Origin of the sequence: Acidovorax sp., from assembly GCF_034519795.1 — a bacterium.
Classification (GTDB): Bacteria; Pseudomonadota; Gammaproteobacteria; order Burkholderiales; family Burkholderiaceae_C; genus Acidovorax.
On record NZ_JAXHOB010000003.1, the window covers coordinates 186917 to 210247 of the forward strand.

The 23331-nt window shown below is 67.3% G+C and carries 19 protein-coding genes; 4 read left to right on the forward strand and 15 right to left on the reverse strand.

Annotation, left to right across the window (positions count from 1 at the left end):
* Window positions 1–11: 11 nt before the first annotated feature.
* Window positions 12–1274, forward strand: a complete 1263-nt coding sequence (locus U5N23_RS02820; protein WP_416208562.1) for an ABC transporter substrate-binding protein — start codon at window positions 12–14, stop codon at window positions 1272–1274.
* Between the two features lie 110 nt (window positions 1275–1384).
* Window positions 1385–2338 (forward strand): AEC family transporter, encoded by a 954-nt coding sequence (locus tag U5N23_RS02825; RefSeq protein ID WP_322591336.1) that lies wholly within the window; start codon window positions 1385–1387, stop codon window positions 2336–2338.
* 61 nt (window positions 2339–2399) lie between these two features.
* On the opposite strand, the gene gspD is transcribed toward U5N23_RS02825, so the two are convergent.
* The 15 genes from gspD to U5N23_RS02900 form a co-directional block, all read right to left on the reverse strand.
* The gene (gspD, locus tag U5N23_RS02830; protein ID WP_322591337.1) at window positions 2400–4727 is read right to left on the reverse strand and encodes a type II secretion system secretin GspD; all 2328 of its coding nucleotides are present in this window, start codon (window positions 4725–4727) and stop codon (window positions 2400–2402) included.
* Between the two features lie 202 nt (window positions 4728–4929).
* Window positions 4930–5547 (reverse strand): hypothetical protein, encoded by a 618-nt coding sequence (locus U5N23_RS02835; protein WP_322591338.1) that lies wholly within the window; start codon window positions 5545–5547, stop codon window positions 4930–4932.
* A complete protein-coding gene (locus U5N23_RS02840) occupies window positions 5544–6890 on the reverse strand; it encodes a hypothetical protein (RefSeq protein WP_322591339.1) in 1347 nt (448 codons plus the stop codon). The genes U5N23_RS02835 and U5N23_RS02840 overlap by 4 nt, the downstream gene beginning before the upstream one ends.
* Window positions 6891–6965: 75 nt before the next feature.
* On the reverse strand, window positions 6966–7994 hold the full coding sequence (locus U5N23_RS02845; protein ID WP_322591340.1) for a hypothetical protein: 1029 nt from the start codon (window positions 7992–7994) through the stop codon (window positions 6966–6968).
* Complete coding sequence (locus U5N23_RS02850) at window positions 7991–8632, reverse strand: prepilin-type N-terminal cleavage/methylation domain-containing protein (RefSeq protein WP_322591341.1); 642 nt, start codon at window positions 8630–8632, stop codon at window positions 7991–7993. The genes U5N23_RS02845 and U5N23_RS02850 overlap by 4 nt, the downstream gene beginning before the upstream one ends.
* Window positions 8629–9159: a type II secretion system protein gene (locus U5N23_RS02855; protein ID WP_322591342.1), complete on the reverse strand. Its 531-nt coding sequence runs from the start codon at window positions 9157–9159 to the stop codon at window positions 8629–8631. Before U5N23_RS02855 ends, U5N23_RS02850 begins: the two co-directional genes overlap by 4 nt.
* Complete coding sequence (locus tag U5N23_RS02860; RefSeq protein WP_322591343.1) at window positions 9137–9616, reverse strand: prepilin-type N-terminal cleavage/methylation domain-containing protein; 480 nt, start codon at window positions 9614–9616, stop codon at window positions 9137–9139. Before U5N23_RS02860 ends, U5N23_RS02855 begins: the two co-directional genes overlap by 23 nt.
* 27 nt (window positions 9617–9643) lie before the next feature.
* Complete coding sequence (gene gspG / locus U5N23_RS02865; RefSeq protein ID WP_322591344.1) at window positions 9644–10102, reverse strand: type II secretion system major pseudopilin GspG; 459 nt, start codon at window positions 10100–10102, stop codon at window positions 9644–9646.
* Between the two features lie 39 nt (window positions 10103–10141).
* A complete protein-coding gene (locus U5N23_RS02870; RefSeq protein WP_322591345.1) occupies window positions 10142–11341 on the reverse strand; it encodes a type II secretion system F family protein in 1200 nt (399 codons plus the stop codon).
* Window positions 11338–12936 (reverse strand): GspE/PulE family protein, encoded by a 1599-nt coding sequence (locus tag U5N23_RS02875; protein WP_322591346.1) that lies wholly within the window; start codon window positions 12934–12936, stop codon window positions 11338–11340. The genes U5N23_RS02870 and U5N23_RS02875 overlap by 4 nt, the downstream gene beginning before the upstream one ends.
* A gap of 231 nt (window positions 12937–13167) precedes the next feature.
* Complete coding sequence (gene priA, locus U5N23_RS02880) at window positions 13168–15285, reverse strand: replication restart helicase PriA (RefSeq protein WP_322591347.1); 2118 nt, start codon at window positions 15283–15285, stop codon at window positions 13168–13170.
* A 1405-nt stretch (window positions 15286–16690) separates the two neighbouring features.
* Entirely contained in the window at window positions 16691–17806 is a 1116-nt protein-coding gene (hemE, locus tag U5N23_RS02885) for a uroporphyrinogen decarboxylase (protein ID WP_322591348.1), read from the reverse strand.
* 49 nt (window positions 17807–17855) lie between these two features.
* Entirely contained in the window at window positions 17856–18608 is a 753-nt protein-coding gene (locus tag U5N23_RS02890; RefSeq protein WP_322591349.1) for a class I SAM-dependent methyltransferase, read from the reverse strand.
* A gap of 70 nt (window positions 18609–18678) precedes the next feature.
* Window positions 18679–20259 (reverse strand): MFS transporter, encoded by a 1581-nt coding sequence (locus tag U5N23_RS02895; protein WP_322591350.1) that lies wholly within the window; start codon window positions 20257–20259, stop codon window positions 18679–18681.
* 166 nt (window positions 20260–20425) lie between these two features.
* Window positions 20426–20953 carry a MarR family transcriptional regulator gene (locus U5N23_RS02900; RefSeq protein ID WP_322591351.1) on the reverse strand — a complete coding sequence of 176 codons (528 nt, stop codon included), beginning with the start codon at window positions 20951–20953 and terminating at the stop codon, window positions 20426–20428.
* An 83-nt stretch (window positions 20954–21036) separates the two neighbouring features.
* On the opposite strand from U5N23_RS02900, the gene U5N23_RS02905 reads away from it, so the two are divergent.
* On the forward strand, window positions 21037–21990 hold the full coding sequence (locus U5N23_RS02905; RefSeq protein WP_322591352.1) for a tripartite tricarboxylate transporter substrate-binding protein: 954 nt from the start codon (window positions 21037–21039) through the stop codon (window positions 21988–21990).
* A gap of 5 nt (window positions 21991–21995) precedes the next feature.
* The gene (locus U5N23_RS02910) at window positions 21996–23327 is read left to right on the forward strand and encodes a sulfatase (protein ID WP_322591353.1); all 1332 of its coding nucleotides are present in this window, start codon (window positions 21996–21998) and stop codon (window positions 23325–23327) included.
* Window positions 23328–23331 lie beyond the last annotated feature (4 nt).

The window sequence follows — 23331 nt, forward strand, 5'->3', positions numbered from 1 at the left end:
AAGGCCGTGCCATGCCGACCAAGAGCCTCGCGCCACCGCGCTCCACCGCAGCCGCGCCGCAACGCGCCGCCTGGGGTGGGGCGCTTTTCCTTTGGTGCACGCTGGCGGCAATGGCCCTGGCCGCGCTGCCGGCCCGCGCGCAGATCGGTGGCACTGCTCCCGTGCGCATCGGCGTGGTGGGGCCGTTCACCGGGGCCTCGGCGGACTTCGGCGTGCCCATGCTCAACGGCATCCGCATGGCGGTGGACGAGATCAATGCCGGCGGTGGCTACCTGGGCCGGCCGCTGGAGCTGGTGGTCAAGGACGATGCCGCCAACCCCGACCAGGGGCGCAAGGTCTCGCAGGACCTGCTGGCCGAGAAGGTCGTCGCCACCATCGGCTTTTGCAACACCGGCGTGGCCATGAAGGCCATCGACCTGTTCCAGGACGCCAGGTCGCCGCTCATCGTGCCCTGCTCGTCGGGCACGGCCGTCACGGCCAAGTACCCGCCGGCCGACAGCTACATCTTCCGCGTGCAGGGGCGCGACGCGCTGCAGGCCCCGTTCATGGTGGAAGACATCGTCAAGCGCGGCTGGGACAAGGTGGCCATCTTCGCCGACAAGACCGGCTACGGCGAAGGCGGCTACAACGACGTGGTGGCGGCGCTGGCCGCCAAGAACCTGAAACCCGTGCACGTGGCGCGCTTCGACCTCGGGGTGAAGGACCTCAGCGCCGAGCTGGCGGCCGCGCGCACGGCGGGTGCCAACGTGGTCTTCAGCTACACCGTGGGGCAGGAGAATGCCGTCATCGCCAATGGCAAGAAGACCCTGGGCTGGAAGGTGCCCCAGGTCGGGCCGTGGACCCTGTCGTTCCCGTACTTCCTCGATGGCGCGCGCGACGCGGCCGAAGGCGCGCTGATGGTGCAGACCTTCATCGCCGAGCCCAGCAACGAGCGCCGCGCCGCATTCCTGTCGAGCTACACGCGCAAGTTCCAGCGCAAGCTGGCCGTGCCCATGGCAGCGGCCAATGCCTACGATGCGACCTATTTGCTGATGTATGCCTTCCTCGGCATCCGCGACGGTAACCTCAACGGCCCGGCGCTCAAGGCGTCGCTGGAGGGCAAGATGAAGACCTACTACGGCGTGGTTGCCACCTACGACAAGCCATTCAGCACAACCGACAAGGACGCCATCACGCGCAACATGCTCGTCATCGGCGCGGTGAAGAACGGTGCCATCACATTCGCCTATCCCGAAGATGCCAAGCGCAACCTGATCATCCAGCGCAAGCAATAACAAATACACAAGCCGCCCTGGGCGCGACCTCGCCACCGGCGATGGCTGCCGCCTGACTCTGCGCTGACGCTGCGGTTCTGCAAGCCCCGGGCCGCCCGACAATAACCCCCGTGCTGTCCGTCCTGCTCGTCACCTTCCCCTTCTTCGCGCTGGTGCTGTGCGGCTATCTGGCCGCCCGGCGGGGCGTGCTGCCGCAACCGGCCATTCCGGGGCTCAACGCCTTCGTGCTGTACTTTGCGCTGCCCTGCATGCTGTACCGCTTTGGCGCCAGCACGCCCATCGCGCAACTGCTCGATCCGGCTGTGGCCGGTGTCTACGCGCTGTGCGCGCTGGTCATGGTGGTGGGCACCGTGGCGTTCACGCGCCGTGGGCGCATCGGCTGGAACGATGCGGCCTTCGGCGCGCTGGTGGCCGCGTTTCCCAACACCGGCTTCATGGGCGTGCCGCTGCTCGTGGCGCTGCTCGGCGCGCAGGCTGCTGGGCCCGCCATCGTGACCATCGCGGTGGACATGCTGGTCACCAGCTCGCTGTGCATCGCCCTGTCGCGCATGGACGGCGCGGGCACGCACGGCGTGGGCGTGGCGCTGCGCAATGCCTTCAAGGGCATGGCCACCAACCCCATGCCCTGGTCCATCGCGCTCGGTGCACTGGCCTCGGCGCTGAGTTTCCAGCTCCCCGGCCCGGTGGACCGCACCGTGGCCATGCTGGCCGATGCCGCCTCGCCCGTCGCGCTGTTCACCATCGGCGCGGTGCTGGCACGCTCGCAGATGAACCAGCACGAACAGGTGCCCACCCGTGAGTACGTGCCGGTGGCACTGGCCAAGCTGCTGGTGCACCCGGTGCTGGTGTGGGCGGCAGGCACGGCGGCCATGGCCGCCGGGGTGCCGCTCACGCCGTTTGCGCTCACCGTACTGGTGCTGGTGGCGGCATTGCCCAGCGCCAGCAATGTCTCGCTGCTGGCCGAGCGCTTCGGCGCCAACAACGGGCGCGTGGCGCGCATCATCCTGGTGTCGACGGCGCTGGCGTTTGTGAGTTTTTCAGGGGCGGTGGCCTTGTTGACCTGAGGTGACCGCAAAGCAAAACAGCCCACCGAAGTGGGCTGTTTTGTTTTGGGTACCAGCGGGATCAGTTGACGAAGGCTTCGCTGTTGTAGATCTGCGGGGCTGGCAGGGCAGCAGGTTTTTGCTGGCTGCGTACGGGGGCATCGCGGCCGAGATTGGGTGCCTGGCTTTCTTTGTTTTCTTGCATCATCACGCGCAACTTTTGCAGGCTTTCCTGGAAAGAACCAGCAAGACGGTCTGCCTCTTCGCGGTTGTTGATTATGTAAGGCGTGATCGTGATGAGCAATTCCGTCTTTTTCTTTGTCGTGCTGGTGCTGCCGAAGAGTCCTCCCAGGATAGGGATGTCCTTCAGCACAGGCACGCCATAGACATCACCGGTATTCTTTTGCTCGATCAAGCCTGCAATCATGATGGTCTTCCCATCTTCAATGGTGGCGTCCGTGGTGACCTTTCGCTTCTGGAAGCTGGGGTAGTCGGCTCCACCGGCCGAGATGTTGCCTCCGATGCTGCTCACCTCTTGAGAAATGCTCAGGCTGATTCGGCCAGTTGACGTGATACTGGGCTTGACTTCCAGCAGGATGCCGGTGGGCCGGTATTGCACCGAATTGGACGTAGAGAATTGGCTGCTGTTGAGCAGGGTGCTGCTCGGCGTGGAAACCGTCTGCGTGACGACGGGAATTTCATCACCGACTTCGATCTTTGCCACCTTGCCATCGCTGGCCAGCACGTGGGGGGTCGAAAGCACATTGACTGTGGTGTCCTGACCCAGCAGGTTCAGCAGTCCGATGACCTGGCCGGCGCTCCCAAAGACAGCGTAGTTCAGGCCGGAGTTTGTCCCTGTGACTGCGGGGGTGATGGCTGTCGCTGCCGCGGTTCTGATAGCGGCCGAAGGTGCGACAGTGCTGTCCAATCCTATGAAGCCCGGCCAGCTTTTGCCACCAGTGCTCAGGGCGGACTTGATCCACCATTCCACGCCATACTTGAGTCCGTCGGTGAGCGCCACCTCTGCCACCATGACCTGCACCATGACCTGACGCGGAGAGGCATCCAGACGTTCCAGCACCTTGCGCACTTGCTGGTAGTCCTGCGGCGATGCGCGAACGATCAGCGTGTTGGTTTCGGTGTCTGCAATCACCTGCACCGAACCACCCAAGCCAGGGGCGGTGCCCGTTGTGCCTTGCGAAGGCGTGTTGCCCCGTTCGATGGTTCGCGCTGCGGAGCTGTTGTTCTGGTTGCTGGCGCCACCAGCGGCAGCACCAGTAAGCCCGGTGCCACTGCCTGTTGCGCCTGAGGCCCCCCCAAAAGCGGTACTGGAGGCTGACGGCAGTCCAGAAGCCCCTGCATTCGCATTGTTCTGCGTCGGTGCCGCCCCTCCAAAGATCTGCGTCACCAGGCTCGCCAGATTGGCCGCATTCCCATTGGCCACCGGGTACACATGCACGAACGAACCCAGCCCATTGCGTGGTTCTGCATCCAGCGTCTTGATCCACTGCTCCGCCGTCTGCAGCAGGGCCGGGTTGGCGGCAGCCACCATCACCGCATTCATGCGCGCCACAGGCAGGAAGTAGGTCTTGTTCGCGTCGGTGCCGGGCCGGTTGAGGATGCCTGAGGTCTTGAAGATGGCGTCCAGTTCCTTGGCCACGTCGGCCGCTTCGCTGTGGGCGAGCGGGAACAGCTTGATCTGCACCTGGCTCACGTAGTCCGAGTCCAGGGTCTTGACCATCTCGACGATCTTCTCGACGTTGGCGGCCTTGTCCACCACGATCAGGTAGCGGTTGGAGGGGTCGTTGGTGATGGCCGCCTGCGCGCCGACAAAACCGCGCAGCGTGTTGGCCAGCTGGTTGGCCTGCACGAACTGCAGCGGAATGATCTGCATCACCGACGAGGCCGGGCCCACGCCCGGGCCGATGCCGCTGTCGCGCACCGCATTGGTGTCGCGCAGCACCTTGTAGATCTTGCCCTGGCGCACGATGGAGATGTTGCTCGCCGCGAGCGCCGTCTCCAGCGTGCTGTAGATGTCGGCCATGCTGATGGCGCCGGTGCTCTTGAGCGTGACGCGGCCCTGCACGGTGGGGTCGATCACATAGTCGAGCTTGAGCACCTCGCCGAGCACGACCTGGATCACCTCGTAGATGTCGGCATTGTCGAACTTGAGCGTCACACCCGGGTTGGGCGTGTTGGACAGCACCGCACCGGGGTTGTTGCCGCCTGCGGACGTGCTTGCTGCCGCAGTGCCGGGCGCCGGCATGGCCATGGGGGCGGGCATGGTGGGCGCCTGTGCTGCACCGGGTGCGGTGGGCGGCGCCTGCGGTGTTGCGGGCGGCGCCACCACCGCGCCACCTGCCTGCGGCGGCTGCATGGTGATGCCGGGCAGGCTGAAGCCGCCGGGCACGGGGGTGCCGCCGCCGCTGGGCACTGCGGGCATGGGCTGGCCCGTGAAGGGGTTGATCGGTGGCTGCTGGGCCATCACCAGGTGCGTTGCCGTCAGCGTGGGCAGGAGCGCAATGCTCACAGCGGTCAGTTTGCGCAGCATGGGAGGAATGGATTTGTTCATTGCAGTCTTCTGAAATTCAGCAGTTCGGCTGGGTTTCGATTTATTTTCGGGCGGCTGCGGCGGGCGCAGCAGGTGCGGCAGCCTCGGGCAGCGGCTTCATGTGCAGGCCGGAGAAGCGGGCCACGATGTGCAGTTGCTGCCCGCCGCGCTGGGTGTCGTCCACCACCTTGATCTCGACCTTGTCCATGACCAGGAGCTTGGGCGATTGCGCCAGGGCGATCTGCAGGCGCGGCAGCTGCTGGGGCACGCCGTTGAAGCGCGCCGTGAGCGACATGCGCGAGACGCTGCCCTTGGGCGCATCCGAGAACTCCGACAGGTCGATGTTGTCGAAGTACAGCCCCTGCAGCAGCTTGGTCACCTGCTGCTGCATGGCGTTGACGGACTCGGTGATGTCGTTGGCCACGAACAGCTGCGCCTCGATGGGGGCGTAGCTGCTGCCCACCTGCTCGCTGTTGGCCTGCACCTTCTTGTCCAGGTCCAGGGTGGTCTGGTTGCTTTCCAGCAGGGTCTGCAGGTCGCTGGCCTGCTCGCGGTGCTCCAGGTAGCCGGTGAGGCGCTGGTCCACCAGGGCGGCAATCAGCAGCAGCACGACGACGGGAAAGGCAAAGTACTTGATGCCGTGGGCGGCATGCACCCGCTTGAGATCGCGCTTCATCATGGTTGGGAGGCTCCCGATGCTGGGGCCTTGGCCGCAGCTGGAACAATGGGTTGGGGCGCTTCCTTGCGCGCCTGCAGGTGGATCTGCGGGGTGCTGGCGGCCAGGTACTCCGGTACGGGAAAGTCGGTCCAGGCGCCAAAGCCTGCCAGCGGCCGCTCCTGCAGCCATTTCACGCTGCCTTCGTTGCCCTGGCCTGCCAGCGCGACGACCCCATTGTCGGAGCTGAAGTACTGCAAGGTGGCGGGTGGCGGCGGGAAATACGCAACCAATTGCGAGAACGGGCCCAGCGCGGACGGTGCCTCGCGGGCCGTATTGACCGCCTGCACGGCGTCGGCCATGCGCAGGGTGCGGTTCTTGAGCAGCTTGGCGGCCTCCACCTTGGGCAGGTCCTTGCGCACGCGGTCGCGGCCCTCCTCGATCTGGCGCTCCAGCCGGCCATCGTGCCAGACCATGAGCGCCAGGCCCGCCAGGCCCACGGCACCCAGCCCCAGGCTGAGCACCTTGAGTGCCTGCACCATGTCGTTGTGCGTGTGGCGCACGATGATGCCGCCCTGGTCCGAGCGCCAGAGCTTTTCGAGCAGGTCGCTGTGCGACGCCGCCGGCAGCACGTGGTGCTGGTAGTCGGCCCAGGTCTGCGGCTCGGCCGGGTAGCCCTTGGGCGTGGTCAGCTGTACCGCGCGGCCAGGGGCCGCATCGGCGGGCGCGCCCAGTGCGGCCAGCTCCACCTGCAGGGTCTGCGCCAGGTGTTCATGGGTATCGGCCGCATCGAGCACGCGGGTGCGCAGCATGGTGCCGTTGGCTGCGTACACATGCAGGTACTGGTCGGAGGCGTCGGCCTCGACCACGGCGCGCAGCGAGGCGGGTTGTTTGGCCGCGATGCGCTGGAACAGCTGTGCGCGGGCGTACAGCTCCACCAGGGCCAGGCGGCAGGCGCTGCTGATGCGCTCGATCTCGGTCACCCAGTCCTTGTGCATCCACATCAGCGAGGCGCCCTCGGCACCGCCGAAGGTGTCTGCCTGCGTGCGCGTGTCGCTGGCCGGGAAGGGCAGCGAAGGCGGGGCACCGGCCCCCTGGGTGTTGGGCGGCACGATGCCCAGGATGTCGCCGGCCAGCACCCAGTGCGCGCGCGTGCCTGGCGGGATCTTCCAGCGCGTCACGCTGTCGGCCAGCTGCTGCTGCAATTGCGATGCGAAGCCGTCTCCCTCGGGCAGGGGCACCACGAGCTCATGCGCGCGCTTCCAGCCCAGCAGCCCGCGGTAGAAATGCAGGATGCACAGGCTGTGCGGTGAGAGGGACAGCACCAACTGGTGCCGCCAGCTGGCTGAGGGGGAGAAATTGCGCATCGGTTGGGTTTTCAATCTGATCGGGATGTTCTTTTCGCGGCAGCCTTCGGGTGTTCGGTCACAAGGGGTTGGTGGTCAGCGGGCACTTACATCGACCACGGAGTCCACCACGCTGAACTTTCCACCCTGCTGCACCAGGGTTGTCACCAGGGCTGCACCGGTGGGCCGGGTGCTGCCCAGGCGCAACCGCGCCGTGACGGCCGTGGGTGGCCCCGCCATGTCGGCCGCGATCAGCCCCGTGCCGGCGGTCCATTGCTGGGCCAGCACTGCCGTGATGGGCGTGCCCGAACGGCGCATGGCGGCCAGGCGCTGCAGATGCTCGTCCGTGGGGTTGCCCAGGGTCCGTAGCAGCACGATGGGGGTGGTGTCCAGCCGCACCTTGCGGTTTCGGGTGCCTACCACCAGCAGGTCCTGCAAACCCAGGGGAACCTGGGTGGTGCCACCCCGCACCAGGGCGCGCGGTATCTCGTTCCAATCGAGCAATTCTCGCATGCTTGAAAATCCGGCCGTTCCGCGCGCGTCCATCACGCGGCTCTTGAACTCCATGGTCAGCAGCGCCAGCTCGCGCGCACGCGCCGGGGCCGTGCCGAGCAGCGCAAACAGCCGCTCCCACTCCTGGGCGGTCAGGTCGTTGGCGTCGGGCAGGCCACTGGCATCCTGCAGCTCGGCCGTGAACGGCTGGCGGCCCAGCGTGGCCTCGTAGCGTGCCGTGGGCGTGGTGCCGGCGGCGGCCGCTGCGGCCACTCCTCGGGCAGAGGGGGCGGTGCCGGGGGCGGTCGCGGGCGGTGCCCCAGGCTCGGGCAGGCGCCACAGCGGCCAGTTGCGGCGCACCTCTTCGGGCAAGGGCGGGTTGGCGCCTGCGACGGCCGAGGCAATGCCCAGCTGCAGCGCGGTGTAGGCCGCGGCAGACTGCAGCACATAGCCTTCCTGCAGTGCCTCCTTCTCGCGGGCCAGCAGCTGTGCATCCAGGCGCAGCGAGACCGAGACGCCCAGCACCACCGTGGTCACCACGGCCATCAGGCCCAGTGCAAACAGCAGGATGTAGCCACGCTCGTGGCCTGCGCCGCGAGGGGGTCGGCGCGGCAATGGGTTGCGGCGGCTCATGGTGCACCCGCCTCGCTGCGGGCCTTGTACACCAGGGCCGGCATGTCGTCGCGCACGCCCGACAGGCCCATGCGCAGCAGGTCGGGCGGCTGGCGCGGCTGCTCCCACTTGGCCAGCCAGGTGGGGATGGGCTTGCCTTCGCGGTTGGGCATGCGCGTCAGGTACGAGAAGGCACACATGCGCAGGCCCGTGGCCAGCACGCTGGTGTCCAGCAGTGTCGGGGCCTGTTGCCGGCTGTTGTTGCTGGCGGCTGCGGCGATGGTCTTGACCCGGTGCACCAGCACCATGGTGTTGCTGCCTTCAGCGGCTTCGCAGGCATATTCCACGCGCGCGATGGCCGGTGCGGCCCCGGGCGTGCCCATCACCGGGTGCAGGGTGTCGAACTCCAGCGTGGTGGCACTGCCCTTGACGGCGATGCCACGGGTGGTCCATTCGTGGCGCAGGACGCGCTCGGCGCCGCGCACTTCTTCGCGCGAGCGGGCGCGGTCGTTGTTGCGGCCATAGAAGTCGAGCGCCGTGGACATGGCCGAGGCGCCGATCACCGCCACCACGGCCGAGATGGCGAGCGCCACCATCAGCTCCAGCAGCGTAAAGCCGGTCTGGGTGCCTGGACGGGAATGGCTGTGCTGGCTTCTCATGGCGCGGGCCGCACGGGGTTCTGAGGCGTTGACGAGGTGGGCGCTGCCGAGCCGCCTGCTGTGCGCTCGCCCGGCGGGGGCGGTGCCAGGCGGTAGCTGTTCAGACGGTAGACCTGCTGGTTGCCCTTGGGGCCCCAGAAGACCTCGACCTCCACCTCTTCGAGCTTTTGCCGGAATGCGGGAATCCGCTCTTGCTGGGCGCGGGTCAACGCCTCGAAGGGGCGCAGGTGGATGCGGTAGCCGAAATCGGTACCGGCGTAGCCCTGGTCCACGGCGTCGTCGGCCACGGCGAAGGTGGGGCTTGCAAGGGCCTCGTCGAGCTTGGCCTGGGCCAGCGCCATGGCGGCGGTGTGGCCGTTGATCTTGTCGTCCAGGCGCGCCGTGCCCGAGATCGCGGTGAACGCGATTGCCAGGCCAAAGCCGATCAGCACCATGGCCACCAGCACCTCCAGCAGCGTGAAACCGTGCTGCTGCAGCAGGGGGCGCGGCCGGGCCGGTAGCGGCTCACTGCTCGGTCGGCGCGGCATCATTTCTTTCAATGCGCCCGCTGATGCGGGCCATGCGGAACTGCTGCTGCACGCCCGAAGGGGTGCGCACAAGGAAGGCGGCCTCCTGTGCCGTGCCATCGGGGTAGAAGAGCAGCTGCAGGGTTTCGTCTTCGGCACGGGTGGCCGTGGACATCGTGCTGGGCCGGGTGCCGGGGCTGGCGACGAAGCGGTAGCTGCCGGGCAGCTCCAGCACATTGCCGGCTGCCGTGGCGATGCGCCCCGAGTCAAAGTACAGCGTGGCCTCGACCGATGCGCCACTGAGCACGGCCCGGTTGCGCAGGCGCTTGAGCTCCTGCTGCGTGCGGTCGAGCCAGCGGCGCTCCTCGGCACGGCCGGCCAGCTGGTCCACCGAGACCATGGCCAGGCCCGTGCCGATGCCTACCAGCACCAGCACCAAGAGCAATTCCAGCAGAGTGAACCCGGCGGTTTTTTTCATGCGCAACCGCACGGAGCCCCAAAGGCTTTATTCCCAGCTGCGGATATCGGCGTCGTCGCCCGTGCCGCCTTCCTTGCCGTCGGCGCCCAGGGACGAGATCTCGTAGTCGCTCTTTTCGCCAGGCGAACGGTAGACATAGCTGTTGCCCCAGGGGTCCTTGTCCACCTTCTTCTTGAGGTAGGGGCCACGCCAGCGGGCGGCCTCGGCCGCGTCGGCCGGCTTTTCCGACAGGGCGGCGATGCCCTGGTCGGTGCCCGGGTAGCGCGACATGTCGAGGCGGTAGGTGTCCATGGCGGCGCCCAGCATCTCGATCTGGGTGCGTGCAGCCTTGACCTTGGAGGCATCGAGCTGGCCGAACAGGCGCGGGCCCACCAGCGAGGCCAGCAGGCCCAGGATGACCATGACGATCAGCAGTTCGATCAGCGTGAAGCCGCCTGCGCGGCGCAGCGCGGGCTTGCGGGAGGGGAGCTTGAAGGGCATATGCATGGGGAAAAACCTACTTACTTACTTGCGTCACTTGTCCATTTACAGGGGCATGTCGTTGATCGAGAAGATGGCGGTCAGCATCGACACCACGATGGTGCCGATCAGCCCGCCCATCAGCAGGATCATCATGGGCTCGAACAGGGCCACCAGGTTGCGCGTGGCTTTCTGGATGTCTTTCTCATACTGGTCGGCCACCTTCACGAGCATGGCATCGAGCGCGCCCGATTCCTCTCCCACCGCAGCCAGTTGGCCCAGCAGGCGGGGAAAGAACGGGTCGGCGCGCACCGGGCCCGACACGCCCTTGCCTTCCTGCACGGCGCGCACCAGCCGGTCCAGCGCCTTGCGCAAGGGGATGTGCTCGGTCAGCTCGCGCACGATGCGCATGCCGGTGAGTATCGGAACCCCGCTGGCCAATAGAGTTCCCCAGGTGCGGCAGACATGCGCCAGCTGGATCTTGAGCAGCAGGGGGCCGAGCACGGGCATGCGCAGCAGCAGCAGTTGCCAGCGCTCGCGCCATTTGTCGTCGCGCAGGGCCATCACGAAGCCGGTGAGGGCCATGGCGATCACCCCCAGGATGTACAGGCCATAGGTCTTGAGGAACTCGCCGGTGCCGATCAGCACGGCCGCCGCCGTGGGCAGCTCCTGGTTCATGTCGGTGAAGATCTGGCCGAACTTGGGCAGCACGAACACCGTGAGCCCGAGCAGCGCGCTGACGCCGAAGAAGAACAGCAGCACCGGGTAAATGGACGAGGTGACCAGGAACGAGCGGAACTCGATGCTGCGCGTGTAGAACTCCACCAGCCGCTGCATCACCACGGGCAGCACGCCGCCTTCCTCGCCGGCGCGCACCATGTTCACGTACAGGCGCGGGAACACCGAGGGGTGGCGCATGAAGGCATCGCCCAGCGAATTGCCCTTTTCCACATCGACCACCACGGCCTGCATCACGCCGCGAAAGAACGGCTGCTCGATGCTGCTCTGGCAGATGTGCAGCGCCCGGTCGAGCGGCAGGCCGGCGTCGAGCAACGTGAGCAACTGCTCGGTCATGGCCAGCACATGCTTGATGCCCACGCGCTTGCTGCCGCCGCCGAGCGAGGCGGTCCAGTTGATGCCGGGCGCTGCGGGCTTCTGGTCGGACGCAGGCGGCAGGTACGGCGCAGGATCCGCAGGCAGTGGGCTGCCGGTGTCGACCGGATTCCCCTGGCTGGCAGTACCTGCAGACCCTGGGCGCGGCCTCACGTCATCTCCTGGCGCGTCACCCGCGCCAACTCTTCGAGCGTGGTCACCCCCGCCAGCACCTTGCTGATGCCGTCGGCGCGCATGGTGCGCACACCCTGCTCGATGGCCTTGCGGCGCACGCCTTCGGCCGGCATCTTCTGGATGATGGCTTCCTTGATCGCCGTGGTCATGGGCAGCATTTCATAGATGCCCGTGCGGCCGATGTAGCCCGACTGGCCGCAGTGGTGGCAGCCCTTGCCGTGGAACAGCTCGGTCACCTGGTGGGCCTCGACGCCCTCTTCGGCCAGGAACAGCAGGTCGGCCGAGGTGGGTGTGGTGCTCTCCTTGCAGTGCGGGCAGATCACGCGCACCAGGCGCTGGGCCACGATGAGCACCACCGAGGAGGCGATCAGGTAGCTCTCCACCCCCATCTCCATGAGCCGGTGCGGGGCGCCGAACGAGTCGTTGGTGTGCAGGGTCGAGAACACCAGGTGGCCCGTGAGGGCGGACTGGATGGAGATCTCGGCCGTCTCGCGGTCGCGGATTTCGCCGACCATGATGATGTCCGGGTCCTGCCGCACGATGGAGCGCAGCGCGCTCGCGAAGGTCAGGTCGATCTGCGACTTGACCTGGATCTGGTTGATGCCGTCGATCTGGTACTCGACCGGGTCTTCCACGGTGATGATCTTGTTGCCCGGCAGGTTCACCTGGCCCAGCGAGGCGTACAGCGTGCTGGTCTTGCCGCTGCCGGTGGGGCCGGTCACGAGGATCATGCCGTGTGGCTGCACGATGGCAGCTTCCAGCATGGCCAGTGCCTCGGCGTTCAGGCCGAGCGAGTCCATGCCCATCATGCCGGGGCCCTGGTCCAGCAGGCGGATGACCATGCTCTCGCCGTACACCGTGGGCACGGTGGAGACGCGCATGTCGATCTGGCGGCCGCCGACTTCCATCTTCATGCGGCCGTCCTGGGGCAGGCGGCGCTCGGCGATGTTCATCTTGGCGCGCAGCTTCAGGTGCGAGATGGACGCCATGTACATGCGCCGGGGCGGCGATTCGGCGTCGAACAGCACGCCGTCGATGCGGTAGCGCACGCGGAACTTCTGCTGGCTGACCTCCAGGTGCAGGTCGGACGCGCGGCTGTCCACCGCGCGCAGCAGCAGCGACTGCACCAGGCGCACCACGGGGGCGTCTTCGGCCAGGGCCTTCAGGGTTTCGAGGTCGTCGTCCTGGTTGTCCGAGCCACCGGCGTTCTCGTCGTCGAAGGCGGCCAGGCTGGCGTTCTCGGGCCGGTAGACCTGGTCCAGGCCCGAATGGATCCACATGCGTGGCGCCAGGTGCAGGCGCGTGGGCACCGAGAAGAACTGCTTCAAGGCATCGAGCGCGGCCAACTGCACAGGCACGCCGGAGGCGATGTGCACCACCTCGTCCGACACCGAGAAGGGCAGCAGCGAGTTCGTGCGCAAAAAGGCCGGCGACAGGCCCTCGATGGGCGCCACGTCCTGCAGCGCATGCGTCATGGTGTTGAGCAGCGGCACCTTCAGGTTGCGCGCGAACTGGGCCAGAAGCTCGGCTTCCTGGTTGCCGGCGTCATCGGTGCCGATGGGGAGACTGCTCATAGTTGCGGTGGGAATGGCCGGTTCGGCGCTGGGGGACTCGGGGGTGGATCGGGATCTGCCAGCGGCCCAAGGCATGTGGCATGGGCGCTGCACGACCCGTCAAACCACTGGCTGGGGGGCGTTCTGGCACCACCCGGCATTGTAGTTTGTTCGCCTTTCCCGGAGCACCCCCCATCCAGGGGGGCTATGCCGGGCCGCGTAACAAAGACGAGTTCTTGTTAATGGGCCGGGTCAGATCGTCAGTGGATCCACATCCACCAGCCAGCGGATCAGCCCCTTGTGGGCCGGATCGCTGCGCGTGGCTTGCAGCACCGGCTGCCAGGTGGCCAGAAAGCGCTGCAGGGCCGCGCGGTTCTCGCTCTCCAGCAGCATCTGGGCGCGCTCCACGTTGGCGATGCGCTGGATGGCCAGGGGCACGGGCGGGTACAGGGTGACATGGTCCACGCCCGGCAGGCCGTGCGCGCGGGCGGCGGCGCTGGCCGCAGTCAGGAAGGCCTGGGCCACTTCCTGGGTGCGGGCGTCGGCCCGCACCAGGGCCTGGTAGGCGAAGGGGGGCATGCCCGCCTCCTGGCGCTCCTGGAGTTGCTGGGCGGCAAAGGCGGGATAGTCATGCGTGCGCAGTGCCTCGAACACGGCATGCGTGGGGTGGAAACTCTGCACCCACATCTCGCAGGGCGCGCCGCCCTGGGCCGCCATGTAGGCCGCGTCTCGCCCCGCCCGCCCGCCGGCCTGCATCAGCAGGGCAAACAGCCGCTCGGCCGAGCGGAAGTCACTGGAGAACAGCGCGCCGTCAGGCTGCACGGCGGCCACCAGGGTGATGCGGCGAAAGTCGTGGCCCTTGGCGATCATCTGCGTGCCCACCAGCACGTCGACCTCGCCCGAATGCACCTGGGCCAGTTGGCTCTCGAGCGCACCCTTGGCCTTGGTGGTGTCGGCGTCGATGCGGGCGATGCGCGCGGGCGATCCATCGGGCCGCAATACCTCGGACAGAAGGTCCGCGAGCTGCTCCTCAAGCTGCTCCGTGCCCCGGCCCATGGACAGGATGTCGGGGCTGCCGCAGGTGGGGCAGTGGCGCGGCACGCGCACGGTGTAGCCGCAGTGGTGGCAGCGCAGGGTGCGGTCGGTCTTGTGGAACACCTGGTGGGCGCTGCAGTGGGGGCAGTCGCTCTTCCAGCCGCAGTCGGCGCAGTGCAGCACGGGGGCGTACCCACGGCGGTTGAGCAGCACCATGCATTGCTCGCCGCGCTGCACGCGCTCGGTGATGGCCGCCAGCAGCGGCGCTGTGAACACGGTGCGCTTGGGCTGCTGGTTCATGTCCACCCGGCGCACGCGCGGCAGTTGCCCGGCGCCGATGCGGCTGGGCATGTGCAGGCGCAGGTAGCGGCCGCCCTCGGGGTCTTCGGGGGTGGGCGGGCGGCTCGCGTGCCAGCTCTCCAGCGAGGGCGTGGCCGAACCCAGCAGCACCTTGGCACCCTGCTCGCGGCCGCGCCACACGGCCAGGTCGCGTGCCGAGTAGCGGGCACCCTCCTGCTGCTTGTAGCTCGGGTCGTGCTCCTCGTCCACCACGATCAGGCGCAGGCCCGGCATGCTGGCGAACACCGCCATGCGCGTGCCCAGCACGATGCGCGCCGCGCCACTGTGCGCGGCCAGCCAGCTCTTGAGGCGCTGCGGGTTGGTCATGCCGCTGTGCAGCGAGACCACGGCCTGGGCACCGAAGCGGGCGGTGAAGCGTTCTTCGAGTTGGGGCGTGAGGTTGATCTCGGGCACCATCACCAGGGCCTGGGCGTTCGGGTCGGCGTCCAGCACTTCCTGCACGCAGCGCAGGTAGACCTCGGTCTTGCCGCTGCCGGTGCTGCCGAACAGCACGAACGGGCCTTTTTCGGCCGCGATCTGCGCGCGCGCGCTTTCCTGCTCGGGCGTCAAGGCCACTGTGGGCAAGGTCTGGCCAGCGTCGCCAGCAGGCGCGGCCGGGCGGCGCAGGCGCCGGGCCAGTTGTTCAGGGCCCAGGTCGCGCAGTTGCGGTGGCAGGGCGGCCAGCGCCACCTCGCCCAGCGCGCGCTGGTAATAGCGTGCAGCGAACCCCACCAGCCGGCGCCAGGACGCATCGAGCGGCGCCACGCCGGCCAGCACCCCGGCGATGGGGCGCATGGTCGCGCCTTCGGGCAGTTCGCCGGTGGCTTCGTCTGCGTCCCAGACCACGCCCAGCACCTCGCGGGTGCCAAAGGGCACCCGCACCAGCGTCCCGGCGGGCAAGGGCTCGGGGCTGGCGTAGCTCAGCAGATCGCCCACGCCGCTGTGCGAGGGAGCATGCAGGGCCACATGGACGATGGTGGTGGGTGGAAGCGGCAAGGTCGGTGGTTCAGGGACAGCCGGGAATCGTACGCCAATCCTCCGGGTGGCTTGCGCGTGCTACTTCATGTGCAGTGGCGGTTTCACCGCTAAGTGGCTGATCGCGCTGCGTTTTTCAAGTCATCCCACAAATCTGTGGATAACTTTGTTGACATCCTGTCCTCACTGCGGCCCAGGCCGCATGGATACTGGGCCTGAACACAATGCCTGTAAATCCAGCAGGGGCAAAAAATCCATATGAATCAACCATCTGAAGTTTTCTGGCGGGTGTTTTTGTGCTAGCCGCAGGTGCCGGATTTTTGCTGCGCCGCATCACGTTCTGTGTGCATAAGTGCAGTGGGCCCGGTTCGTCAAGAGGACATTGGGCGTGCTTTCTGTGCTAGCCGGAAAGAGGGGATATGCACTGATTTCTGCGATGTCGCGCGCAAGTGCTTGATTCGCCACGGGTTTTCCGAGAAGTTCAGAAATTCTGTGGATAACTTTGTTGATATCCCGTGCGCGCAGGCCGCCAGCCCTTGAAAAACCGTGCTTTCGCTAGGTTGCCCGCCAAAAGTGCAATCGCCAGATGCCCATACAAATCAAGCACTTGCGAGGCGGCGAAAAATAAGTGCCTCCGTGGGAGGCGCACGATTGAATTTTTCAAGGAGGCGCTGCCGGTGTGCACAACCCAGGCTATTCCTCGCCTTCGGGCAGCATTTTTGGGGCCTTTTTTCACCCAGATCAGAAGGCCTGCGAAGTACCTGTGGGATTTTTAGGTCCGCGCACCCCGGTGTGCGTGTCGGGACGGGCAGGATCATCCGGGCCGCCGATTCCGCCAGGTGCTGCCAAGTCATCCCAGGATTTTGTGGATAACTTTGTTGACATCCTGTCTCTGGTGCGCCGCAAGCCGCATGGATGCTGGGGTCCAACAGAATGCCTGTCAAAGTGGCAGGGGCAAAAAATCCATATGAATCAATCACCTGAAGATTTTTGTGGGGCTTTCTTGTGCTAGGGCTACGCCAGCGATCTTTGCTGCACCGCATCAAATGTCATGTGCATAAGTACAATTTTCGTGGCCCGTCAAGAGGGGCGCCGACCTGCGCGACCTTGCCGCCGGCGTGGGCCGCATCCACCGATTTCTGTGATTTGTTCCGCAAGTGATTGATCTGTCACGGTTTTTTCATGAAATCCAGAATTTCTGTGGATAACTTTGTTGATATCCCCGGTATGCGGTCTGGCAGCCCCTGAGAAACCGTGCTTTGGGTAGATTGCCCGGCAAAAGAGCAATCGGTGAACCTCCATACAAATCAGGGACTTGCACGCGCACGAAAAAAAAGGCCGTCGCATGGACGGCCCGATGGGTCTATCTTCAAGATGCACCGCTTGTGTGCACAACTGGGTTCCCCCCGGCGCCCAGAGCCGGGGTTCAGCCGCCGGTGCGTTGACTGCGGGAGTATTGGTGCACGGTCTCCACCAGCGCCGCCACATGCTCGGGCGGGGTGAACTGGCTGATGCCATGGCCCAGGTTGAAGATGTGCGTGGGCCCGGTGGTGCTGCGGTCGCTGTGCGGCGTGCCGAAGCTGTCCAGCACCCGGCGCGCCTGGATGGCGATCTGCTCGGGCGGGGCAAACAGCACGTTGGGGTCGATGTTGCCCTGCAAGGCCTTGCCCGGGCCGCCCACGGCACCGCCCACCAGGGTACGCGCGCGCGCCAGGTTCGCGGTCCAGTCCAGGCCCAGCACCTCGCAATCCAGGGGCTTCATGTCCTCCAGCCACAGGGCGCCGCCTTTGGTGAAGACCAGGCGGGGCACGTCGGTATCGTCCACGCCGGTGCGCTTGAGTTGCGCCAGTACGCGTGCCGTATAGGCCAGGCTGAATTCCTGAAAGGCGCCGTCGGCCAGTACGCCGCCCCAGCTGTCGAAGACCATCACCGCCTGGGCGCCCGCGTCGATCTGGGCGTTCAGGTAGGCGGCCACGGCGTCGGCATTGGTGGCCAGGATGCGGTGCATCAGGTCGGGGCGGGCGTACATCAGGCTTTTCACCATGCGGTAGTCGTCGCTGCCCTTGCCTTCGACCATGTAGCAGGCCAGGGTCCAGGGGCTGCCCGAAAAACCGATCAGTGGCACGCGGCCGTTCAGTGCCTTGCGGATGCTGGTGACGGCGTCGAACACATAGCGCAGCTTGTCCATGTCGGGCACGGCCAGCTCGGCCACGGCGGCCTCGTCGCGCACCTGCCTGGCAAAGCGGGGGCCCTCGCCTTCGGCGAACGACAGACCCAGGCCCATGGCGTCGGGCACCGTGAGGATGTCGCTGAACAGGATGGCCGCGTCGAGCGGGAAGCGCTCCAAAGGCTGCAGCGTCACCTCGGTCGCATAGTCCACGTTGGTGGCCAGGCCCATGAAGCTGCCGGCCTTGGCGCGCGTGGCCTTGTACTCGGGCAGGTAGCGGCCGGCCTGGCGCATCAGCCACAGGGGCGTGTAGTCGGTGGCCTGGCGGCGGCAGGCGCGCAGGAAGGTGTCGTTGGAAAGGGGGGCGAAGCTCATGCCCCGATTGTCGCAGGGCGCGGCGCGCAGGGCCCGGGGGCGCCGGTTCTTACTCTTTCGTCAGGATCAACAGGTCCTGGTAGTAGTCGGGCCCCTCGACCGCCCGGCCAGACCAGCCACCCATCTTCATCCAGTCCGTGCGAAAGCCCTGCTGCGCCAGGATCGACTGGATTTCCCCGAGGTCGAACGCGACGGCTTTCTCCGGCACGTCCGCATCGATGACCACGCACCGATCGAGCGCATGGACGAAGTTCAGCGTCGACTGCGCCTGCGCTATGTGCTGGCGCGCGGCTCCATCCAGCAGGAAGAAGGTGGCGAGCGCCTTGCCACCGGGCCTGAGGACGCGGTGCATCTCCTGGACGTAGTTGCGCATTTCCCCATAGGGCAGATGGGTGAACACCGAGGTTGCGATGGCAATGTCGAACACGCCTTCGCCATACGGGAACACATAGTCCTGCGGCTTCAGCCGACCGCCGGGGTTGTAGGAGCTGTTGAACACATCCGACAGCACGAACTGGAACTGGGGGTGCCTCGGGCTGATCTCCCGTGCGCACCACGCGATGGCATCGGGAGTGATGTCGAATCCGCGGTACGCCCCCTGGCTGGACAGGGTGTCGGTCAGGGCAATCGCGATCCTGCCGATGCCGCAGCCGATGTCCAGAACCGAACTCTCCGGTCCCAGGCCACAGTGGGCCGTCAGAAGCCCGTTGACGATGCGGCCGACCTGCTTGAATTGCTCCAGGTCTTCGTGGAGTCCGACCGTGTTCAAAGACTCTTTCGGCAAGGCGTCGTAGAGGTCCATTGCAAGCTGTCTCGCTGGTAAGGTTGAAAAATGGGGTCTTGCACCTCTCCTGTCGGGCCCGCTTGCCGGGTCAGCGTTCGGCAATGTAGTGCGACATGCGGACCACTTCGCCGGGTGCCAGAAAGGTGCGCACCTCGGTCTCCAGCGTCTGGTCGGCCATGGTGGCGCGGGCGCGCTGGTGCAGGTAGTCGGCCCAGGATTCGACGATGAAGCGCTCCACATAGCGCGAAGGGTCGCCCAGGTCCTTGTAGACACGCCAGAAGGTGGCACCGTCGCGCCGGCGCGGGGCCTTCATGCGGCTGATGGTGTCCAGGAAGGCCGTGTCCGAGCCCTCGGCGATGCGGTAGCTCACCTCCACGGCCACCGGTCCGGCCTCGGGCAGGGGCTCGGCCTCGATGAACAGCTCGTCCCAGGGCGTGGCCTGGGTCACCTCGTGCAGGGCGCCCATGCGCAGCGGCATGGGGCGCGCCAGCAACAGGCCGACCCCCATGACGGCGGCTGCGGCAACCAGGGTGGGTGCCAGGCCCACGATGTCCGAGGATGCGCCCCAGAAGGCCGAGCCCATGGCGAAGGCGCCCAGGGCCGCCACCATGTGCATGGCCACCGCGCGCGAGCGCACCCAGGGCGGGGCGCTGGCCTGGGTGGCGGTGTTGAAGGTGGACATGGCCGACATCCAGGCCGCGCCACCGAGCATCATCGCCAGGTAGACCACGATGGCGGTGTGCGAGAACGCGGCCACCAGCATGGCCGCCGCGAACACCACGCAGGCGGCATTGACGATGGCCTCCAGCCCGAAACGCGCCCGCAGCTTGCCGATGACCAGGCCCACGGCCACGGCGCCCGTGCCCAGGCAGCCCATGAGCAGGCCGAAGCCCTGGGCACCTGCGCCCAGCTGGCGCTGGGCGATCACGGGCAAAAGGGCCCACAGGGCCGAACCGGCGGCGCTGAAGGCCATCACGCGCACCAGCTGGGCCAGGATCATGCGCGAATGCCAGGCAAAGCGCAGGCCGCTCAGGGTGCCGCCCCACAGGCGCTCGGCCGGCAGCCGTGTCGGGGCGTGCGGGCGCGGCGGCCAGCGGCGGATGGACTCCCACATCACCACCGTGGTGAGCGCCGCCACGGCGAACACCCAGCCCGCGCCCAACTGGGCGAACACCAGGCCGGCAAGGGTGGGGCCCACGGCGCGCGCCGCGTTGTAGGCGATGCTCACTGCGGTGATGGCCTGCGGCCATTCGTCGCGCGGCACGGGGTCGATGACCGAGGAGTTCCAGGCCGGGGTGAGCACCGCCGTGCAACAGCCGCAGACGAACACCAGGAACAGCACCGAGGCCGGCCCGCCCTTGCCCGCCAGCACCAGCAGGGCCAGCAGGCTGCAGGCGGCGATCTGCGCAATCAGGGCCCCGGAGATCAGCCGGCGCCGGTCCGTGGTGTCGGCCAGCACACCGGCCGGCAGGGCCAGCAGGAACATGGGCATGAACACGGCCGTCTGCACCAGCGCGGCCAGGAAGGACGAGCCCGACAGCTCCACCATCAGCCAGGCGGCCGCCATGGTCTGCATGCCGCTGCCCACGAAGAACACCCCCCCGCAGATCCACAGACCCCGGAATGCAGGTTGGCGCAGCGGACTCCAGAGCGAGGTGGATGAGGACATGGATGGCGCGTGGGAGGGAGGTATCTGTTCAGGAAAGGCGAGGAGCGCCATGCGCCCCGTCGCCACAGGATAGCGGTACTGGCGGCGTTCCGGTACGCCAAAGCCCGTTTTTCCTGTACGGCGGCCAATAAAATGCCGGGCGGGCGACCCGCCAGTGGGGCCGCCGCTATTCGGGACTGCGCCCGCCGCGCAGCCGATAGGTGCGCGGCACGTCGGTGCGGGTGGCCACCAGGGCCTCGGCCTGGCGCTGCATGTGGGCCAGCGTGGCATCGAGCGCCTCGACCGCGCCCGCATCCAGCCCGGCCAGCAGGCCCTGGTTGAGCGCCTTGATCTGCGGGAACAGCGCGTCGTGCACCGCCTGGCCCGCCGGGGTGAGCGAGAGCACGGCCTGGCGCCGGTCGCCCGGCATGGCGTCGCGCGTGATGAGTTTCTTGGCCAGCAGCGAGGTGATGGCGCGCGAGGTGCGCGCACGGTCCAGCCCCAGGCGCAGGGCCAGCTCGGCCGGGGGCATGCCCGGGTGCTCGGCCAGCCACATCAACAGGCCCCACTCGCGCCGCGTGATGCCATAGCCGCCCTCGCACAGGCGCACCACCAGGCTGCCGGCCACGGCCAGCAGGCGGTTCAGGCGGTACATCAGCAGGTGCTGGGCCGCCTCGGGGTCGGCCAGCCGGGGCGGGGTGGCGGGTTCGGGCATCAGGGTATGTCCGGGCATCGGTTGTTTAGATCAATCGATTGTGGGCCTTCTACAGTGCTCCTATCTTCTATTGGAGCATCGCCATGTGGAAACCCCTTGCCTCCGTGTTCACCGCCGTACTGGCGCTGTCCGCCACCCTGGCCCAGGCCCAGGAGGCGCCGCTGCGCATCATCGTCGGCTATGCCCCGGGCGGCTCCAGCGACCGCGTGGCCCGCATCGTGGCCGACAAGCTGCAGGCCAAGCTCGGCTCGCCGGTGATCGTGGAGAACCGCACCGGTGCCGGCGGCCGCCTCTCGGCCCAGGCCGTGAAGAGCGCGCCGGCCAACCAGCCCGCGCTGCTGCTGGCCAACCCGGCGGTGATGCTGGTGGCGCCGCTGGTCTTCCCCGACGCGGGTTATGACGCCGAGCGCGACTTCCGCCCCGTGAGCCATGTCAACAGCTACGAGTTCGGCGTGGCCGTCTCCAGCGCCGTGCCCGTGCGCGAACTGCCCCACCTGATCGCTTGGCTGCGCGCCAACCCCGACAAAGCCAACTTCGGCGTGCCGGCCACCGGCAGCCTGCCACACTTCTTCGGCCTCATGGTGGGCGATGCCGCCAAGGTCAGCGCCGAAGTCATCGGCTACCGCGGCTCGGCCCCCTTGCTCAACGACCTGATCGGCGGCCAGGTGCCCGTGGCCTTCGACACCTTCGACACCCTGCTGCCGCAGCACGAGGCCGGCAAGGTCCGCATCCTGGCCGTCTCCAGCGCCAAGCGCAGCCCGCTCGATGCCAAGATCCCGACCTTCAAGGAAGGCGGCCTGGACCTGGCCGCCACGGGCTGGAACACCTTCTTCGCGCCGATGAGCATGCCCAAGGCCCAGGCCGAGCGCCTGGCCGGTCTGATCCACGAGGTAATGAAGGACCCCGACACGCGCCGCAAGTTCGAAGCCGCCAAGATGGAGCCCGTGGCCAGCAGCATGGCGCAGACCGAGGCCATGCTCAAGGCCTACCGCGCGCAGTGGGCGCCCGTGGTGCAACGCTCCGGCTTCAAGCCCTGATGGCCATGCAGCAGCAACGTCCCAACATCCTCTTCATCGTCGCCGACGACCTGGGCTATGCCGACCTGGGTTGCTACGGTGGGCGCGAAGCCGCGTTTGGCCCGGTCTCGCCCGTGCTCGACGGCCTGGCCGCGCAGGGCCTCAAGCTCACGCAGGGCTATTCCAACTCCCCCGTGTGCTCGCCCACGCGCTTTGCGCTGATGACCGGGCGCTACCAGTACCGTCTGCGCGGCGCGGCCGAGGAGCCCATCAACAGCAAGAGCCGGGGCAGCACCACGCTGGGGCTGCCGCCCTCGCACCCCACGCTGCCCTCGCTGCTGCGCGCGGGCGGCTACCGCACGGCGCTCATGGGCAAGTGGCACCTCGGCTACCCGCCGGCCTTCGGGCCGCTGCAGTCGGGCTACGAGGAGTTCTTCGGGCCCATGTCGGGCGGGGTGGATTACTTCACGCACTGCAGCTCTGCCGGGCAGCACGACCTGTACCTGGGGGAGGAGGAGGCGCAGCAGGACGGCTACCTCACCGACCTGATCACCGAGCATGCGCTCGACTTCGTGGAGCGCATGGCGCCCGGAGCCCAGGCGGGCACGCCGTTCTTCCTGAGCCTGCACTACACGGCGCCGCACTGGCCCTGGGAAACACGCGACGATGCCGCGCTGGCCGAGGAGGTGCGCCAGAACCTGTTCCACCTGCACGGCGGCAACATCGAGACCTACCGCCGCATGATCCACCACATGGACGAGGGCATCGGCCGCATCATGGAATCGCTGGCCCGCCACGGCATCGACCGCGACACGCTGGTGGTCTTCACCAGCGACAACGGCGGCGAGCGCTTCTCGGACAACTGGCCCCTGGTGGGCGGCAAGATGGACCTGACCGAGGGCGGCATCCGCGTGCCGTGGATCGCCCACTGGCCTGCCGTGATCGCCCCGGGCGGCGAGAGCGTGCACAGCTGCATGACCATGGACTGGTCCGCGACGATGCTCGACGCGGCCGGCGTGGCCGCCGATGCGCAGTACCCACTCGACGGCACCTCGCTCATGCCGCTGCTGCGCGACGCCGACTGGGAGTGCGAGCGCCCGCTGTTCTGGCGCATGAACCACCGCGGCCAGCGCGCCATGCGCGAAGGCGAGTGGAAGTACCTGCGCGTGGACGGCAACGACTACCTCTTCAACCTGGCCGACGACGAGCGCGAGCGCGCCAACCGCGCTCAGGTGGACCCCGGGCGCCTGGCCGCGATGCGCGCGGCATGGGAGGTGTGGAACGCCACCATGCCGGCCATCCCGGAGGACGCGACGGTCAGCCTGGGCTATTCAATCAAGGACATGCCGCAACGCTGACGGT